Origin of the sequence: Arthrobacter sp. 2RAF22 (assembly GCF_052115325.1) — a bacterium.
Lineage (GTDB): Bacteria > Actinomycetota > Actinomycetes > Actinomycetales > Micrococcaceae > Arthrobacter.
In genome coordinates this window covers 108,301-125,072 of record NZ_JBFRGL010000008.1, presented here as the reverse complement: position 1 = coordinate 125,072, position 16,772 = coordinate 108,301, and the positions used below count along the sequence as shown (strand labels likewise).

The 16,772-nt window shown below is 64.3% G+C and carries 16 protein-coding genes, 1 tRNA gene and 1 other RNA gene; 10 read left to right on the top strand and 8 right to left on the bottom strand.

Going from position 1 to position 16,772, the window contains the following annotated elements; all coding sequences use genetic code 11:
• Positions 1 to 216: 216 nt before the first annotated feature.
• A tRNA-Ser gene (locus AB4068_RS09060) sits at positions 217 to 301 on the bottom strand.
• Positions 302 to 611: 310 nt separating this feature from the next.
• On the opposite strand from AB4068_RS09060, the gene AB4068_RS09055 reads away from it, so the two are divergent.
• From AB4068_RS09055 to recR, 4 genes are all read left to right on the top strand, one after another.
• Positions 612 to 935, top strand: coding sequence for a hypothetical protein (locus AB4068_RS09055; RefSeq protein ID WP_306964166.1), 324 nt, complete (start codon positions 612 to 614; stop codon positions 933 to 935).
• Between the two features lie 80 nt (positions 936 to 1,015).
• Positions 1,016 to 1,112: signal recognition particle sRNA small type (ffs, locus tag AB4068_RS09050), an RNA gene on the top strand.
• Between the two features lie 33 nt (positions 1,113 to 1,145).
• Entirely contained in the window at positions 1,146 to 4,124 is a 2,979-nt protein-coding gene (locus AB4068_RS09045) for a DNA polymerase III subunit gamma and tau (RefSeq protein WP_441433196.1), read from the top strand.
• A 119-nt stretch (positions 4,125 to 4,243) separates the two neighbouring features.
• Positions 4,244 to 4,843, top strand: coding sequence for a recombination mediator RecR (gene recR, locus AB4068_RS09040; protein ID WP_028265726.1), 600 nt, complete (start codon positions 4,244 to 4,246; stop codon positions 4,841 to 4,843).
• A gap of 59 nt (positions 4,844 to 4,902) precedes the next feature.
• Here recR and AB4068_RS09035 read toward each other — a convergent pair whose 3' ends face one another.
• A complete protein-coding gene (locus tag AB4068_RS09035) occupies positions 4,903 to 6,090 on the bottom strand; it encodes an ABC transporter permease (protein WP_441433195.1) in 1,188 nt (395 codons plus the stop codon).
• Positions 6,087 to 7,043, bottom strand: coding sequence for an ABC transporter ATP-binding protein (locus tag AB4068_RS09030; protein WP_441433194.1), 957 nt, complete (start codon positions 7,041 to 7,043; stop codon positions 6,087 to 6,089). The genes AB4068_RS09035 and AB4068_RS09030 overlap by 4 nt, the downstream gene beginning before the upstream one ends.
• A gap of 251 nt (positions 7,044 to 7,294) precedes the next feature.
• On the opposite strand from AB4068_RS09030, the gene AB4068_RS09025 reads away from it, so the two are divergent.
• On the top strand, positions 7,295 to 8,641 hold the full coding sequence (locus tag AB4068_RS09025) for an aspartate kinase (protein ID WP_306964159.1): 1,347 nt from the start codon (positions 7,295 to 7,297) through the stop codon (positions 8,639 to 8,641).
• A gap of 114 nt (positions 8,642 to 8,755) precedes the next feature.
• On the opposite strand, the gene AB4068_RS09020 is transcribed toward AB4068_RS09025, so the two are convergent.
• Together AB4068_RS09020 and AB4068_RS09015 are read right to left on the bottom strand one after the other, a co-directional pair.
• Complete coding sequence (locus AB4068_RS09020) at positions 8,756 to 8,935, bottom strand: hypothetical protein (protein WP_113990642.1); 180 nt, start codon at positions 8,933 to 8,935, stop codon at positions 8,756 to 8,758.
• A 155-nt stretch (positions 8,936 to 9,090) separates the two neighbouring features.
• The gene (locus AB4068_RS09015) at positions 9,091 to 9,315 is read right to left on the bottom strand and encodes a hypothetical protein (protein ID WP_059388520.1); all 225 of its coding nucleotides are present in this window, start codon (positions 9,313 to 9,315) and stop codon (positions 9,091 to 9,093) included.
• A gap of 109 nt (positions 9,316 to 9,424) precedes the next feature.
• On the opposite strand from AB4068_RS09015, the gene AB4068_RS09010 reads away from it, so the two are divergent.
• The 4 genes from AB4068_RS09010 to AB4068_RS08995 are packed head-to-tail and all read left to right on the top strand — an operon-like array spanning position 9,425 to position 11,803.
• Positions 9,425 to 9,913, top strand: coding sequence for a MarR family winged helix-turn-helix transcriptional regulator (locus tag AB4068_RS09010; RefSeq protein WP_307052867.1), 489 nt, complete (start codon positions 9,425 to 9,427; stop codon positions 9,911 to 9,913).
• A 15-nt stretch (positions 9,914 to 9,928) separates the two neighbouring features.
• Complete coding sequence (locus AB4068_RS09005; RefSeq protein ID WP_441433193.1) at positions 9,929 to 10,498, top strand: SSI family serine proteinase inhibitor; 570 nt, start codon at positions 9,929 to 9,931, stop codon at positions 10,496 to 10,498.
• Positions 10,395 to 11,438: a 3-methyladenine DNA glycosylase gene (locus tag AB4068_RS09000; RefSeq protein WP_441433192.1), complete on the top strand. Its 1,044-nt coding sequence runs from the start codon at positions 10,395 to 10,397 to the stop codon at positions 11,436 to 11,438. The genes AB4068_RS09005 and AB4068_RS09000 overlap by 104 nt, the downstream gene beginning before the upstream one ends.
• Positions 11,435 to 11,803: a serine protease inhibitor gene (locus AB4068_RS08995; RefSeq protein ID WP_306964151.1), complete on the top strand. Its 369-nt coding sequence runs from the start codon at positions 11,435 to 11,437 to the stop codon at positions 11,801 to 11,803. Before AB4068_RS09000 ends, AB4068_RS08995 begins: the two co-directional genes overlap by 4 nt.
• Positions 11,804 to 12,083: 280 nt before the next feature.
• Here the strand turns inward: AB4068_RS08995 and AB4068_RS08990 are convergent, their stop codons facing one another.
• The 3 genes from AB4068_RS08990 to AB4068_RS08980 form a co-directional block, all read right to left on the bottom strand.
• Entirely contained in the window at positions 12,084 to 15,275 is a 3,192-nt protein-coding gene (locus tag AB4068_RS08990) for a S8 family serine peptidase (RefSeq protein WP_441433191.1), read from the bottom strand.
• A gap of 280 nt (positions 15,276 to 15,555) precedes the next feature.
• Positions 15,556 to 15,846, bottom strand: coding sequence for a DUF1540 domain-containing protein (locus tag AB4068_RS08985; protein ID WP_059388517.1), 291 nt, complete (start codon positions 15,844 to 15,846; stop codon positions 15,556 to 15,558).
• A 135-nt stretch (positions 15,847 to 15,981) separates the two neighbouring features.
• The gene (locus AB4068_RS08980) at positions 15,982 to 16,167 is read right to left on the bottom strand and encodes a hypothetical protein (RefSeq protein WP_059388516.1); all 186 of its coding nucleotides are present in this window, start codon (positions 16,165 to 16,167) and stop codon (positions 15,982 to 15,984) included.
• A 352-nt stretch (positions 16,168 to 16,519) separates the two neighbouring features.
• On the opposite strand from AB4068_RS08980, the gene purS reads away from it, so the two are divergent.
• The gene (purS, locus tag AB4068_RS08975) at positions 16,520 to 16,771 is read left to right on the top strand and encodes a phosphoribosylformylglycinamidine synthase subunit PurS (RefSeq protein ID WP_028265707.1); all 252 of its coding nucleotides are present in this window, start codon (positions 16,520 to 16,522) and stop codon (positions 16,769 to 16,771) included.
• The last annotated feature ends 1 nt before the right edge of the window (position 16,772 follow it).

Genomic DNA, 16,772 nt, shown 5'->3' with positions numbered 1-16,772 from the left:
CCGGCGGCCCAAACCGCCGTCGAGCAGCCACACGGACCCGAGGAATACGGCAACACAGCCACCGCAGAGGAAGGCCTCTGGGCCCGCAAAGGTTGGGCAGGACGCACGTGACACGCGCGGGATTTACACACGTTTTGTCCTATAACCCGCTTACCGGGACAATTCGAAAAGAGCCAAAACGCAAAAAGGCCCCGGTCCAAGGACCGGGGCCAAACGCGGAGAATGGGGGATTTGAACCCCCGAGGGCGTTAACCCAACACGCGTTCCAGGCGTGCGCCATAGGCCGCTAGGCGAATTCTCCATGCTTCTGAATCAAAAGCAGACTCCACTGTACCCGAGAATTTCGGCATCGCCCAATCGGGACATTCATGGTGTCGAGCGGGCCCTCCGTGCGCTTAAACGTAAAAATGGACGCCCCCAATGCGTCCATTCCTCCGGCACTCCGTTGAGCTGCTGGGTCCAGCCCCTGAAACCAGGCCCTGCGGCTCACAATCTTGAGATTGCCCCAATCGGTGTACATACCAATAGTCCGCTGGGTTTAGCGGTTTGGCAATGGAGATTGGAAACCATCCTTTGACCTGTTTTTGGGCGGCCGCTGGGAGGATGGTGCCATGAGCCAGCTACACGCCCTCGTCGTCTACGTCCCGGTATCCCATAGCGAGAGCTTGCTGGCCGCGATCGGTGATGCCGGGGCCGGCAGAATCGGCGACTATTCGCATTGCTCATTCACCACTCCGGGCACTGGACGCTTCACCCCCATGCCAGGGGCACAACCGTTCATCGGCGCCGTGGGGCAAGGTGAAACGGTGCCGGAAATCCGGGTCGAGTGCGTGGTTGAGACGGACTTGCTCGACGCCGTAGTGCAGGCCCTGCGCTCAGCCCACCCTTATGAGGAGCCCGCGTTCATGACGTGGCCCGTGAACGGCTGGCGCTAACTGGACATGTCCATCTTTTGGCTCCCACAAGGCACATGTCCGCAAATTCGGAGGGCTCGAAAACTTCGGGTAAGCTTGTCGACGGCCCCTCATGTGGCGTCATCCTGTTGAACTCCCCCAGGACCGGAAGGTAGCAAGGGTAGATGGGCTCTGGCGGGTGCATGAGGGGTCTCTTATTTAAATGTCAGTCCCTATAGGTAGGTTTCCCCTGTGACTGTTACTACTGCTCTTTACCGCAGATATCGCCCCGATTCTTTCGCGGACGTTATCGGGCAGGAACACGTCACCGAGCCGCTCATGACGGCCCTGCGCAAAAACCGGGTCAACCACGCCTACCTCTTCTCCGGCCCGCGCGGCTGCGGAAAAACCACGTCCGCCCGCATCCTTGCCCGCTGCCTCAATTGCGCCGAAGGCCCCACAGACACTCCTTGCGGCAAATGCAACAGCTGCGTCGAGCTGGCCCGCGGGGGCTCCGGCTCCCTCGACGTCATCGAGATCGACGCTGCCAGCCACGGTGGCGTAGACGATGCCCGGGATCTCCGCGAACGCGCCACCTTCGCCCCGGTCCGGGACCGCTACAAGATCTTCATCATTGACGAAGCCCACATGGTCACCTCGGCCGGCTTCAATGCGCTCCTTAAGATCGTCGAAGAGCCGCCGGAACACATCAAATTCATCTTCGCCACCACGGAGCCGGACAAGGTCATCGGCACCATCCGCTCCCGTACGCACCACTACCCCTTCCGGCTGGTGCCGCCCGAGCCGTTGATGCAGTACCTCGAGCTTCTCTGCCAACAGGAAAACGTGCCGGTGGCTCCCGGCGTGCTTTCCCTCGTGATCCGGGCTGGCGGCGGTTCGGTGCGCGACTCGCTCTCCGTACTGGACCAACTCATGGCCGGCGCCGGACCCAACGGCCTGGACTACGAACTCGCCGTCGCATTGCTTGGATACACCCACGCTTCACTGCTGGACGACGTCGTCGAGGCGATCGCCGCGTCAGACTCCGCCACGGTTTTCCGTGCCGTGGACCGTGTCATCCAAACGGGGCATGATCCCCGCCGCTTCGTCGAAGACTTGCTGGAGCGGTTCCGCGACCTCATCATCGTCCAAGCCATGCCGGAAAGCGCCCAAGCCATCCTCCGCGGCATGCCTGCGGACCAGATAGCCCGGATGCGCAGCCAGGCAAACAACCTCGGTGCGGCCGAGCTATCCCGTGCCGCCGATGTGACCAATACCGCGCTCACTGAGATGACCGGCGCCACTTCGCCGCGTCTGCACCTCGAACTGCTCTGCGCCCGGATCCTACTGCCCAGTTCCGAGCAGACCGAACGCGGGATCGCGGCCCGGATCGACCGCGTCGAACGCCGTCTCAACTACGGCGGGGCACTTCCCCCCGCGGAAGCCCAGACGCCGCCGGAAGCTGTTGCGGCTCCTTCCACTTCCGCCGCGCCAACTGCGCGCCCAGCGGAACAACCAGTGGAACGCCCGACGGCGGACGCCAGTCCCGCTCCCGCCTCACCAGCGCTCCACTCACCAACGCCCGGGGCTGCCGCGTCCGGGCCGGCCGCGCCCTTGTCAGCCAAGTTCGCCGACGCTCCGGCCCCCGGCCGTCCGACTGTTTCCGAGGAACCGTCCAGGGAGCAGCTGACACCGCCGCGGGTCTCCACTACTGACTGGCCCGTGGATGAATCCAGGCAGCAGGCCGGCCGCCCCGCTCCCGAGCCAGCTGCCCAGGCTCCAGCTCAAACGCCCTCGCCGGCCCAGGCTCCGGCGTCAACCCCCGTACAACCGCCGGCGCCCGCGGAGGCGCCCGCCCCGCAGCCAGCGCCCGCTCAGGCGCCTCGCCCCGCTGCCGGTGGCGCCGATGTGGAGGTCATCCGGCGGGCTTGGCCCGAAATCCTCCAGACGCTGACCAAGATCAAGCGCAGCAGCTGGGCGTTGGTCGGAGCGAACGCGCAGGTGGCACAGTTCGACGGTCAACTTCTCACTCTGGCATTCAGCACTGACGGCCTTGCGAGCGCCTTCAGCCGCGCAGACCATGCCGAGAACCTTCGCCAGGCCATCCACAAGACGATCGGCATCGACTGCCAGATCACTTCGGTCGTCGGAGGCAACAGCTCAGGTAGCTCTGAACCAAACCCAAAAGCACCGGCTGACCCGGCGCCCCCTGTAGGGGGTGGCGGCTCCCCGGCTGTATCGTCCGCCGTGGACAGCGCGTGGGGACTTGCCCCTGCGGCCCAAAGCCCTGCCGCACCGGAAGCGGACAAACCCGAGGCGGCCCCGGCATCCGGGGCCGCTCCGAGCCAGGCCGTTTCCGCGGCTCCGGATCCGGCCCCAGCAGCCACCCGGGTGTCGTCCGCCGCAGAAGCTGCCTCGTCCCCAACGGCACCGGCAGACCTTGCCGCGGACTACTCGTATTCGGACGATGATTGGGGCCCCCCTCGGGACGAGGACGCTCCCCCGCTGGACGAAGAACCGCCCATGGATTGGGAGCCGTCGTCGTCCCCGGGCTTCACCGGCATGCCCACGGCGGGCCCCCGCGCCCCGGCCGCTACGCCACGCACTGATTCCCCAGCCCCCACGAACAAGCGCTCCACCCAAGCATCTCCGGAGAAAGCACCTTCGGGGAAAAAATCGAAGACCCCGGAAGATCCATGGTCCAGGGCTGTAGAGCACGCGCCGGGTTCGTGGGTGGTCGGCACCGAGTCCAACGTTGGTTCGGCGGCTTCGGGCACCTCCGCCGACCCTGACGGCCAGGCCACTTCGCCCTCGCCGGCCACGCCGAGCCCCGTCTATGAACCTGCCGCCGCGCAGGTTCCAAACCAGCCGCAGGCGTCAGTGCCGGCACTGAGCACCGAGCCGGCCGCCGAACCCGCGCGTTCGGCCGTAACACTCGCGCAAGCCCCTGCCCCTGTCGCTGCCCAAGCGGCCCCTGCAACAGGGTCGGCGCCTTCGGGAAGCGGGAAGCAGAGCCTTTACCAACGGCTTTCGAACAGCCCCGAAGCGATGGCCGGCCGCGAGAAAGCACCTGCACGGGCCGCCGTCGCTCCCGGCACCGTGGTGGAAGACATCCCGAGTGCCGACGATGAAACCATCGAGGAATCGGGAGTCTTTGGACGGGCCGCGGTCGAGCGTATTCTGGGCGGAAAGCTACTGGAAGAACGGTCGCTGGACAGCATGCGTCGCTAACAAACGGACGCCGTCACCACACCCTGCGCGCGAGAGCCCCGCCGGCGCCACAAAGGGTGCCACCAAACCGCGACGCCGCCGAACGGCAAAGGCGTCCACACCGAACGAACGAGGACATTGTGTACGAAGGCGCAGTACAAGAGCTGATCGACGAGCTCGGCCGGCTCCCCGGCGTCGGGCCGAAGTCGGCGCAGCGCCTGGCCTTCCACATCCTCGAGGCCGATCCCGAGGACATGAAGCGGTTGGTCGCGGCCATCACCACCGTCAAGGAACGGGTGAAGTTCTGCACCGTCTGCGGCAACGTCACCGAGCAGGAGCTGTGCAACATCTGCCGCGATCCGCGACGCGACCCCTCGGTGATCTGCGTGGTCGAAGAATCCAAGGATGTCCTGGCTGTGGAACGCACGCGGTCCTTCCGCGGCCGGTACCACGTCCTCGGCGGCGCCATCAATCCGATCGCAGGTATCGGGCCTGAGCAGCTCCGTATCCGCGAGCTGCTGACACGGCTCAACGACGGCGCCATCCAGGAAATCATCATCGCGACCGACCCCAACCTCGAAGGCGAAGCGACGGCCACCTACCTGGCCCGCATGCTGAAGTCGATCGGCATCACCGTCACCAGGCTTGCTTCCGGCCTCCCGGTGGGCGGAGACCTGGAGTATGCGGACGAAGTCACCCTTGGTAGGGCCTTCGAGGGCCGCCGCAACGCCCTCATGTAGGCGGCTCGCTTCGAGGAACACCCCGACGCCGTTGCGGACCCCTAAGCGAGCCGCCCGGTTTAAGCGAGCCGCGTCCCGCTGGCCAGCCGGCCTGCTGGCGTCCGCAGCGAACGCCAACCGAGCCACATGAGCAGCCCCGCCAGGACCAATTGCAGGCCGAGTCCCAGTGGCCACAAAGGCGTTGTCTGCTTGAGGTACTGCGGCTGCGGCACGCCGTTTGCACATAGGTAAGAGTGCTCCGGCCCGGCGAGCGCGGACCTGGCACCCTGGCTGATGCCCTCGATCATCCCGACCGAGTAGAACGCCGTCCCGCTCCGGTCCGGATACGGAATGGCGTCGGCCACCACCACGTAGGGATTCAACGCGAGCATCCACGCAACGCGTTCGGTCCGGACGGCCGGGTGCTCCACCAAGGGCCCCTCGCAGGTGTATGCCGGCTGCGCTGGTTCCGTCGGCTGCTGATTCGGCTGCACCGGCGCATACAAAACGCCACGGCCAACGGGAGAGTTGGCCAATACCGTGCCCTGCGCCAGTTGCGATCCCAGTCCGAAGGAAATCAACGAGCCGACCACCAGCGCCGCGACTACCAAGTAGGTCACCACGATCGAGAACAGTGGCCGCCCGGCAAGCGCCGAAATCCCCACTCCGATCCCGCACACAACGGCCAGTTCTACCGCCAGCATCAACAAGGAAACCACCACGTGCCCCGGGGTCAGGCCGCCTTGGAACATTCCGAAGACAAGGAACGGGGCGCTTGTCGCCAGGAAGGCGAGCGCCGCGAGCCATCCGGCGCAGAACTTGCCCCAGAGAATCTGGCCAGGGGTAAGCAAGGTGATCTGAAGGATGGCGAGTGTGCCACCGGCCCGGTCCCCGTTGATGGCATTGGCGGACAGCGCAGGTGCCACAAGCAGGGCAAAGAGGAGCACGAAGGCCAGCACGACCTCGAAGATCATGGACCCGGCTCCGTCCTGGGGCGCCAGCGCCGAAGGCGGCATCGTGGAACGCCGCGCTTCCATGCTCGCGTTCCAGGCGAGCCACGTCAGCCACGTCACTACCGCGATGACAAAGAACCAGATGCCCAACATGATGTACCAGCCGCGGGAGCGCAACCGTTGTTTCATCTCGAGGATCACGACGTCGCGTATTCCGCCAAGGTAGCCGACGACGGCGCTCCAGCCTCCCGTAGCTCCCTGCGGTCCCGCCGGAGGTCCCGCTGAAACAGGCACGGATTCACTCACGTCGCTCATGGCCTCTCCGTATCCAGGTTCATGTACGTCTCTTCCAACGCACCGGCTGCGGGGGCGAAGGAAACTACTCTGATGCCGGACCGGACGAGTTCGCCCAAGAGGGCGGCAGCGCCGTCGTCGTGCGTCAACAGCAAGGTGACCGACGGGCGGCGGCCCGCTTCCACCCGGTATTCCAGCCCGAGTTCGCTGAGCTTTGCGGTGAGGGCCGCATTGTCGAGGGTTGTGATCGCGTAGCGCCGGCCCTGCAGGGACGCCTCCTCAAGGGTCTGCTGTTTCACGGTCCGGCCCTGGCTGACGAACACCGCTCCGTCCGCGATTTCATCGAGCTCACTGAGTACGTGGGAGGAAACCACCACGGCTTTCCCTTCCCCGGCCAGGCGGCGCAGCAGGTTTCGGAGCTCCACTCGGGATCCCGGGTCGAGGCCGGACGCTGGCTCGTCGAGCAGAAGCACGGACGGGTCGTGGATGAGGGCCCGGGCCAGGCTGAGCCGTTGTTGCTGGCCCCTGGAGAGGACCCGGGCGGGCTGGTCGGCAAGGGTGTCCAGCCGGACAAGTTCGAGCAAGCCGGCAACACGCTGGGCGATGCCTGCCCTGGGCAGGCGGTAGAAGCGCGCCATCTGGACCAGGATTTCGCGTGCAGTCAAGGACTCCCACACCCCCAGGGTGTCCGGCATCCAACCGATCCGAAGCCGCGCGGCCGCGCTGTGGTGCAAGGGATCCAAGCCGTTGATCCGAATGGTCCCGGAGTCGGGCCGCAGAAGCGAGGCAAGCATGAGAAGGAGCGTCGTTTTGCCTGCACCATTGGGCCCAATGAGCGCCGTGACCTTCCCTGGCGGGGCGTGGAAATCGATGTGCTCGACGGCGTGGACCGTGCCAAAGCGGCGTGAGACGCCTTCCGCGGACACTCCCGGGGCGTCACCAACCGGGACTCTTGAACTTTCAGCTATGGACATGCTCTACTCACCTGTTTCCCCCAAACAGAACAAGTACGCTTCAACTCCCGTGAGCCCACATGCCCGCAGGCTGCGTATTTCTTGATCGTACGCCAAGCCGAAACCGCCCGGCGTGCACCCAAGGGCCGAGATTTGGTCACAATTCCCCCGCCCGCCGCGCCCGGCGATAAACTGGCCACATAAGCCACGTAGCCGTGCCGCTACCTGGCCACGCAACGTATGATCCCCAATTGAGCAGTGAGGGTGCGCGCATGAGTTTGCCCACTACCGATGTGAAAACCGAAGACCTGACCGCGCAGCCTGCCAAGACCAAGCAGCTGATCGTGCAGAAGTTCGGCGGCTCCTCGGTGTCCGATGCAGAAGGCATCAAGCGTGTTGCCCGCCGCGTTGTTGACGCACAAAAGGCCGGCAACGAGGTTGTCGTAGTGGTTTCCGCCATGGGAGACACCACGGACGAGCTCCTGGACCTCGCCGCCCAAGTCACCGATTCTGCTCCCGCCCGTGAGATGGACATGCTCCTCTCCGCAGGCGAGCGCATCTCCATGGCCCTGCTCGCCATGGCCATCAACAAGTTCGGTGCCTCCGCCCAGTCGTTCACCGGCTCGCAGGCCGGCATGATCACGGACGGCATCCACGGGAAGGCGCGCATCATCGACGTCGACCCCCACCGCATCCGCACCGCTTTGGACAAGGGACACATCGCCATCGTGGCCGGTTTCCAGGGTATGACCCGGAGCACGCGGGAGATCACTACCCTTGGCCGCGGCGGATCCGACACCACTGCGGTGGCCCTCGCAGCCGCGCTCGAAGCAGACGTCTGCGAAATCTACACGGACGTCGACGGCATCTACACCGCGGACCCCCGCGTGGTCTCCACTGCCACGAAGATCGACCGTATTTCCAGCGAGGAAATGCTGGAACTGGCAGCTTCCGGCGCCAAGATCCTGCACTTGCGTTGCGTGGAATACGCCCGCCGATTCGGCGTGCCCCTGCACGTCCGGTCCTCATTCAGCCAGAACGAAGGCACCTGGGTCCTGCCCAGCGCCGACGACAAGATCACGATTCAAGAGGGAGTTGCCTTGGAGCAGCCAATCATCTCCGGTGTTGCACACGACCGTTCAGAAGCCAAGGTCACCGTGGTCGGCGTCCCGGACATCCCCGGCAAGGCCGCCGCGATTTTCCAGGTCATCGCCAAAGCACATTCGAACATCGACATGATCGTCCAGAACGTGTCCACGCACGGTACCGGCCGCACGGACATTTCCTTCACCCTGCCCATCGTGGAAGGCGCCGACGCCCTCACCGCCCTCCGTGCTGCGCAGCCTGAAATCGGCTTCGAGAGCATCGAATACAACGAGAACGTCGGCAAGCTTTCGCTGATCGGCGCCGGCATGCGTTCGCACCCGGGCGTCTCCGCCACCTTCTTCAAGGCGCTCTCCGACGCGGGCATCAACATCAACATGATTTCCACCTCGGAGATCCGCATCTCCGTGGTCACGCACGCCGATCTGCTGGATGACGCCGTGCGTGCCATCCACAAAGCGTTCGAGCTCGACGGCGACGCCGAGGCAACCGTCTATGGTGGCACCGGCCGCTAGACGAACTCCGCCGTCGGGCACCCGCCGTCGGAATCTGCAGTACTTAACGTGAAAGAACCGGAGCTTGTGCTCCGGTTCTTTTGCTTTCCTGCGGCTTTGGAGCCGCGAGCGGCTTCAGGCGCCTTCCTTGCGGACTCCGTAGTGGTGGCCCTGGTCGTCCGTTTCGACGACGAAATGCCCCAGGTCTTCTTCCGACGCCGTCTCGAAGTCGTCATGCTTGTGGACTACGGGCGCATCAATGTCGCCCCGGGTTGCCGGGCCGAACCAGAAACGCAGTCGATCGGTTACCCTCATGAAACTATCGAGTGCATGTCCCACAATTCCCACCTCCTTCCCCGCTGCGAGGTCCAGCCGTACGGTTGGAGCTGAGTGGTCCAGTGAGGCCAATTTTACGCCCGGAACCCGCAAAAGGCCCGGGGTCGGCGTCGATCGCTGAGAGCGAGAAGCCCCTAGCGAAGGGACTTGTCGTCCGGGTTCTTGGGGACCACGTAGGTGCTGCCGTCCGGCCGGCGGACGGTCTCCCATTGCTGCGCTTCGGCCTGGCGCCGCACGAGGAGACGCTTGTTCTCCTCGGTCATTTCATGATCCAGAGAACTGCTGTGCGCCGGTCCGAAAATGATCCGAAGCTTGCCAGTTGCGCGCATGAATCTCTGGGTCATGGTCTCTTTGGCCACCGGGTCTACCCTCTCTCAAAAGGATGTTGTGGTTTAAGAGTACACTAACAATTAGTGCACTAACTATTGGCCGGCGCAGTCCGGTCACCGACACGGAACGGAGCAAGCCATGGCCGCACCCCCCGAAACCGCCGCCCCGCCTGAAGACGACCTTCTACTCGAGCGCCAATTGTGCTTCGCCCTGACCGTGGCGTCGCGGAGCGTGGTGGGCGTCTACAAGCCGGTGCTTGAAAAGATGGGGCTGACCCATCCCCAGTACCTCGTGATGCTCGCCCTATGGGAACGCAGTCCGCGCACGCTCAAGGACATCAGTGAGGCACTCCTGCACGAGCCTGCCACCCTTTCGCCCATCCTGCGCCGGCTCGAAGAAGCAGGATTCGTCACCCGCAACCGCATCCACGGAAACGAACGGGCACTTGCCATCACCTTGACGGAAGCCGGCTCCGCCCTCAGGCAACAGGCGACGGCCGTGCCGGGAACCATCATGGAGCGGCTCCAACTCACGCGGGCCGAAGTAGCGGAACTGCACCGTGCAATGACCGGGCTCATCGCGGCCACGCAACACCCGACTGCCGGCGCGGGCGATAAACTGGCATAAATCAAGGAGAACCCCATGCGCCTGCGAATAGTCCGGTCTGTGTTGGCCGTCGTCGCCGTCGCTGGTCTTGCCGCCTGCACGCCCGGCCCCGGGGGCGGTTCGCCCAGCAGTTCGGCGCCTGGCAGCAGCACGTCGTCCTCGCCGTCGGGCAGCCCTACCGGGCTTTTGCCCGACGAAACGGCGTCTCCCAGCGGCAAACCGACTCCTTCGATCTCCCCCACGGCGCCCGGCTCTCCCGGCTCCGCAGAGGCCGAGCTTTCCATCATCGTCAAGCTCTCCGCTTCGGCAGCCCCTGAAAGCTACACGCTCGTCTGCACCGGCGGCGTCCCCTCCGCGGAAAGCCACCACCCCACCGCAGCCGCAGCATGCGCCGCCCTGAAAAAGAACCCCGCCCTTCTCACGCGCACGCCGCGCTCCAGCGACCAGGTCTGCGACCAGCGTTACGGCGGACCCCAGACGGCAATAGTCACCGGGGCCGTTGATGGCGTGGGCGTCGAGTCCTCCTACAAGCTCACGGACGGCTGCGAAATTGCCGCGTGGGCCGCCGTCGCCGACATCCTTGGTTCAAGCGGTGCCGGAGCTTAAGTACAAGCACCTCCCGCAAGAGGAATGGCTCGCGCTGGAGGCTGCCCACCACGCCCGCGTCGAACGCTATGCCAAGCCCTACTTGGCCCGGCGCTCCGCAGGCGAGAAACATCCCGTCGAAGACTTCCTCTTCACGTACTACACCCAGAAGCCCGGCCAGCTGCTGCGCTGGCACCCGGGCGACGGCGGCGTCCTCTCCGGCCCCAAAGCCGCCGAGCGGGCCGGGTGGAAGTACTACCGAGTGCTCGACGACGGCGCGCTGGCGGCCGCGGGGCTGCCCGCCGGTACCGTTGCCGTCACCTTCGATCGCAGCCGCTTCGTGGCCGACCGCACCGAAGCCATCCGCTTCGCCGGCATCATCCTTGCCGGAACCGTAGCGCGGCCCGCCCAGTTTGGTTGCTTCGGACTCCACGAGTGGGCCATGGTCTACCGCCAGGACAAGTTCGATCTTCGCCACGAATACCTCAAGCTGCGCCTCGGCTCAGAAGGCACTGACACCGTGGTGGAAGACAACCGGATCCGCTGCTCGCACTTCGACGCCTTCCGTTTCTACACGCCGGACGCCATTCCGCTCAACGAACTCACCCCGACACGGGACAACCAGCGCACCATGGAGCAACCGGGCTGCCTGCACGCCAACATGGACCTCTACAAATGGGCGTACAAACTGACGCCGGCCTTACCGAGCGAGTTGGTGATGGACTGTTTCGAACTGTCCTGGCGGATCCGCGCCATGGACATGCAGGCCTCGCCCTACGACCTTGAAGAGTGGGGATACCCGGCCATCAGGATCGAGACACCACAAGGCAAGGCCGAGTACGTTGAGTATCAGAGGGCGTTCGCTGCCGAGGCCCAAGCGCTCCGTGCGCGGGTCCTCGACCACGTGCGGCCGCTCCTGGATCTCCTGGTACAAACACCGTCTCACGAAGGACAGCGATGACTTCAAGCACAAAGTACGACGTCGAGCTCACCATCACGCTGACGGAGGCACCAGGCGCCGCGGACTACGAGTTCGTCCTGCTCGGCTCGGGCGGCGAAGTCTCCGAAGGCTCGACCCTTCCGGACCCCCGCGCGGCGCTTGCCGCCGTCGAACAGTTCGGCGAGGAGATCTTCTTTCCCGTTCCCCGGCCGGACCGCATATGCACCCAGCAATACGGTGGTCCACAAGTGGCTTTGGTGACCGGCCGGTTCCGCGGGCGCGAGGTCAGCAGCCGCTTCAGCCGGACGGACGGCTGCGAGATCGCCCGTTGGCGCACCATGGCCGCCCTCCTCGGCGGCGTGGCAGGATCCACGGGAAACATCTAACTCCCCACCCAACGCCCGCTCACAAACAACCGTCCCGACCCCAACGCCCGCTCACAAACAACCGTCCCGACCCCGACGCCCGCTCACAAACAACCGTCCCGAGCCGGACGCCCGCTCACATCGTCTGCAAGAGGGTTCCGCCGTTTGGCCATTAAGGTGAGCGAGCGTCCGCCAAAAGGGACATATAGGTGAGCGAGCGTCCGGGGGACGATAAGAAAGCGGCCGGCGGGATATCCCGCCGGCCGCTGCCTCGCATATCTGTCAGACCATTAATGCCGCGCTACGGCGCGTTGTTTGACTGGTCCTCCCCCGCGTTCTGCAGTTTGCCCTTGCCATGTTCGCCTTCTTGGTCGTCGTTCGGCACCACGGACACGGTGCCGCTTGCCGAGACCAGGACGGACACAAACGTCGGCGCGCTGGTGCCGTCAAAAGTGAGTCGGCCGATGTAGGAACCCGGAGTCAGGTTGTTCCACGCGAAACTGAGCTTCCCGGATTTGCCGTTCTTCATCTTGATCGGGTTGGGCGTAACCGTGGCGTTGGGCTTGACCGAGGCGTTGCCTTGGTTCGCGCCCAGGATCGCGGCGTCAACGCTGGCCTTGGTGGGCCGGTTGTTCGGGCTTGCATACAGGTTCGCGATGATGGTGTACGTTCCAGGCTGGGGGTTGTCGAGCGAGAGCGACTCGCTGGCACTCGGTGTCGCTGCCGTGAACAACTGGCCCGACGGCGACAGGACATACAGATCGAAATCCGCCGTGGGATCGGAGGAAATCACCGAGAACTTCGCGAACGCCGTTCCGGGCGGAACCGTGGCGGTCTTGACGAAGTTCGAGGCGTTGTTCGCAACAGCCACGGGACCCGGAACAAGTTCCGCGGCCGAGGAATCAGCCTTGGAGAGACCGTCAATGGTCACAGCAGTGGGTGAGTCGGAACCGGAAACGATGTTGATGTCCGCCGATCCGCTTGCCTCCTGGGACGTGAAGGCGATGCTCTTGGAGGCCAGCACCGACTGCGGACGGACCGCAATTGGAGAGACCACCGACTTGTTGGCACCTTCCCACTTCAGCGATCCCATCGCGAAAGTACCCAGTGCGGCCGTCTTGTTTTCGAAGGTCACCTTGAAGGTCTTCTTCTGGCCGACTTCGTTGAAGTTCAGCACGGACGGAGTGACCTTGACGTCAACGCCGGGGACATTGACTGTGGCCCGGTATTGTCCCGGAGTCAGGGCGGTGACGGTGCGGGTGACCTCGATCTTGCCCGCGAGGTTACCCAAGGCGAACGAGGGGAGGTTCATGTCGCGGGGCAGTGTCGAGCCCAGCCCCGGCTTGCCGAGATCGACGCCGGTACCCTGGATGAACTTCAGGTAGTCCTCGGTTCCGGCATCGTAGACCAGGCCCGGTTCCAGCACGCTGGCAGGGTTCATTTCTCCCGCACCGGTGGCGAAGACATCCTGGTTCTTGCTTCCATCGGCCAGCTTGACGTCACTCGCCGTCGTCATCATGGCCGACTTGACCGTCGCGGGGGACCAATCGGGATTCTTCGCCAGGATCAAGGCTCCGAAACCTGCAATGTGCGGGGAGGCCATGGAGGTACCGGACATGAATCCGTACTCATCACCTTTGCTGCCGATCGGCGAAACACCCGCGAGCACCGCAACGCCGGGAGCCGAGACGTCCGGCTTGAGGAGATCCGAATCGGTGGCGAGGAGCGGGCCGCGGGAGGAGAATCCGGCGATCTGCGGCTGGGCCTCGAGCGGAAGTCCAGTGGTGTCGTGGTCAACCAGGGAAACAGTAAGTGCCGGGTTGGCCCCGACCTTGTCCTTGATGGCCTGCGAGGCGGGAGGATTCACGTGGACAGTAGGCACCGCGTGCTTGTCCGTGTCCAACGAGGAACTGGTGAGGTTCACCAGGATCATGCCCACGCCGCCACCGCGGAGCACCTCGGCGCTCTTCGCGACGCGGTCAACCACTCCACGGTCACACACCACTACCTTGCCGGCGATTTTCGCCGGGTCCAGGGACCCAGGCGCGCAAAGTGCCGCGTTACCGGCGCCTGACGCGGCGTTTGCGGAAAGCACGACGCCGGCCCCGCTCACCTGGTGGTTCATGATGCTGGCTCCGCGGAACTTGGTGCCGTCGGAGAATTCGACCGTTCCCTGGAGTTCCTGGGAGAAGGAGGTAGCCGCAACCGTGGTCATCCAGGGTGCGCCGTGGTTGACGGTGCTGGCCTGAGGTCCAGAGTTACCCGCGGATGCCGCCACAAAGATGCCGGCCGACGCAGCAGACAGGAACGCGAGCGAGACAGGGTCGGTGGTGGTGTCCGTGGCGCCGGAAATGGAGTAATTCAGGACGTCCACGCCGTCGGCGATGGCCTGGTCAATGGCGGCGATGGCCGCGGAACTGTAGCAACCGCCCGTATTGGGGTCGGTGTCTTCCCAGCACACCTTGTAGATGGAGAGCTTGGCAGCTGGTGCCACGCCGCTCGTCTTGCCGAAGCTCCGGCCATCCACGAACGTTTCCACGCCAGGGTTGCCGGCGGCGGTGCTGGCCGTGTGCGTACCGTGGCTCACGACGTCGATGGGCGAGATTTGTTCCTGGGGTGCCCGTTGGGCTGGCGGAACCGTCTGGAGGAAGGCATCTGCGAAGTAGTGGGCGGCGAGGACTTTGGAATTGCAGGCAGTTCCGTCAAAGGCCGCTCCGGTGTCGGTGCCTTTCTGGCACTCGCCGACGAAGGTGTCTCCGTTGGCCTTCAGCATGGCGATCTTGCCGTCACCCGTGCGGTACGGGACGCCCACCTGGGGGTCCCCGACCAGCGGCTGGACGGGATCGCCGGCGAAGAACTTGCTTGTGGGCGTGTAGCCGGTGTCGATGACACCCACCACGGTGCCTTTGCCGGCCTGGTCCTGGCCGCCGAACTGGGTATTCCAAGCACCATTCGGTCCGCTGAGGTTGAGGAAATCGGTGGTGGAGTAGTCAGGAGCAGACTGCGTGTCCGGGGCCACGAGGAGAACATCGGGATTCTTCGCGAGATTGACCGCCTGGTTCGCGGAAAGCGTGGCGCTAAAGCCGTTGATGGCTGTGGTGTAGTCGCGGTTGATGGTTACGCTCTGCTGCTTGGCCACGTCCTGCTGCTTCTGCTGCAAGTGGGCCTGGTACTGCTTCACTTCGGCCTTGCCGACATCCAGTTTCTTGCCCGCCTGCGGCTTGGTGGGCACATAGCCGGGGGTTCCGCCGTCGTAAGTGGCCGCCGGCTTCTCTGCCAGCACCACAACGTAACGGCCATCCTGGTAAGACTTGGGGTCGACATTGCGGGCAACTCCCGCGGCCGTTGATCCGAGGACCGTTGAACCGGAAGCGGGCGCTGCTTGTGCGGGTGTCAACGCCACCGAGGAGAGCAGAACCGGTAATCCGACGGCTAGCGCCGCAGCTTTTCGAAGCCCCCCGCTTCCAATGAAGCTCTTTCCTTGTGAATTCACGAGTGATTGCACCTTTCCGGGCGATCGTGGCGGTCATGTCAAGATCAATCAACAAAGGATGGGCACCGATTGACAGTTCTTGTAATCAGGTAAAGCCCAGCCGATTCATAGAGTACAGAGCGATAGTCGAATATGACATAGGACACATTTCACGTTTTTTGTCATGTCATTCGGCATCAGAATACATCCGCCCGCAGCAGCGGGCACGCCCCCGTCGGAAGGGGACGTGCCCGCTGGGCGGATATTCAAATATTCAGGCGAAGACGGACTGAAAGGCGCCTCAGGCGTGCTGGTACGTCAGGCAATCAGCCGCTTCGGCACCGGGGCCGATCCGGACATCGTGGGCCTCGCACATGAGGTTGTTGTTGTGGGTGCATTCCGAGCGCTGGCAGGCACCGACATGCGCCAGGACTTTGGGGAGTCCTCCCATGAGCGTGGTGTCAATGAAGGTGGCGCAGGATGCGTGGTCCGCGGTTCCGCCAATGGTGATCCCGAAGGCAGTGCAGCCATGATGGTTGAATCCGCAGCTGCCAACGCTGCAGGCGGACACTTCGGCGACGTGTTCGGTCATTGCTCCTCCTGGTGGACGGGGAATTTCCTGGACAGTAATTCCAAGCTACTCCCGAATACGCGCCTTTAACCCGGAGGATTAGCGCATTTGCGCGTACCCTATTGCGCTCAACGTGGCGCCGGCGGGCAGGCCGCGCTAGGAATGGATCCCTCGCAACGCGTCGCTGATTTTGGCCCTCGTCGAAGCATCCGGCGGGACGGAAATGCGGTTTTCCCGGGCCGCCCGGTCCGCCATGATCCTTTGGAAAACCATCCTCCCCAGGCCGGCAAATACAGCGGCAAGGACCACGGGTAAAACCATCGACTTAGCGTTCTCGGCCATGCCGCAATCCTAGTGACGCAAACCACCCCCGGCCAGAGCCGCCGTCGTTCGGTGGCCAGAGCCGCCGTCGTTCATCCAAAACCCCCGACGACGGCGGGGCGCCGCCGCGAATTGGCGCGTACCTTTTGCTTGGTAGCCACCTCTTCACCGATCCCCCGCAAATAGGGTATGTAGCGATTTGGCCGGTAGAATGGGCATGCAAGCTCGCGGAGCGCCCCCCTTATTCCGTAAGACCCTGCCGGTAAACACTGTTGCTGAACGCTGTTTAAAGGCAGTTCCGGCGTGAGACGGCACCACTCCGCGGCAGCCTTTAACCAAGGTTTAACCAACGCTCACGCACAGGAGTTACCGGATGCCCCGGATCGTCGTCGACGTCATGCCCAAGCCCGAGATTCTGGACCCTCAGGGGAAGGCCATCGTGGGCGCACTGCCCCGCCTCGGCTTCACCAGCTTTAGCGCTGTCCGCCAAGGCAAGCGCTTCGAACTGACCGTTGACGGCGAGGTGACCGATGCCATCCTCGCCCAAGCCCGTGAGGCCGCCGAGACCCTGCTGTCCAACCCGGTGATCGAAGACGTCGTCAACGTCGAGGTCGTCGAGGCCTGAC

Coding starts and splice junctions, on each gene's coding strand:
- AB4068_RS09055 (WP_306964166.1), top strand. CDS start 612: ATGAGCCAGCTACACGCCCTCGTCGTCTACGTCCCGGTATCCCATAGC.
- AB4068_RS09035 (WP_441433195.1), bottom strand. CDS start 6,090: ATGAGCGACGTGAGTGAATCCGTGCCTGTTTCAGCGGGACCTCCGGCG.
- AB4068_RS09030 (WP_441433194.1), bottom strand. CDS start 7,043: ATGTCCATAGCTGAAAGTTCAAGAGTCCCGGTTGGTGACGCCCCGGGA.
- AB4068_RS09025 (WP_306964159.1), top strand. CDS start 7,295: ATGAGTTTGCCCACTACCGATGTGAAAACCGAAGACCTGACCGCGCAG.
- AB4068_RS09020 (WP_113990642.1), bottom strand. CDS start 8,935: ATGAGGGTAACCGATCGACTGCGTTTCTGGTTCGGCCCGGCAACCCGG.
- AB4068_RS09010 (WP_307052867.1), top strand. CDS start 9,425: ATGGCCGCACCCCCCGAAACCGCCGCCCCGCCTGAAGACGACCTTCTA.
- AB4068_RS09005 (WP_441433193.1), top strand. CDS start 9,929: ATGCGCCTGCGAATAGTCCGGTCTGTGTTGGCCGTCGTCGCCGTCGCT.
- AB4068_RS09000 (WP_441433192.1), top strand. CDS start 10,395: ATGGCGTGGGCGTCGAGTCCTCCTACAAGCTCACGGACGGCTGCGAAA.
- AB4068_RS08995 (WP_306964151.1), top strand. CDS start 11,435: ATGACTTCAAGCACAAAGTACGACGTCGAGCTCACCATCACGCTGACG.
- AB4068_RS08985 (WP_059388517.1), bottom strand. CDS start 15,846: ATGACCGAACACGTCGCCGAAGTGTCCGCCTGCAGCGTTGGCAGCTGC.
- AB4068_RS08980 (WP_059388516.1), bottom strand. CDS start 16,167: ATGGCCGAGAACGCTAAGTCGATGGTTTTACCCGTGGTCCTTGCCGCT.
- purS (WP_028265707.1), top strand. CDS start 16,520: ATGCCCCGGATCGTCGTCGACGTCATGCCCAAGCCCGAGATTCTGGAC.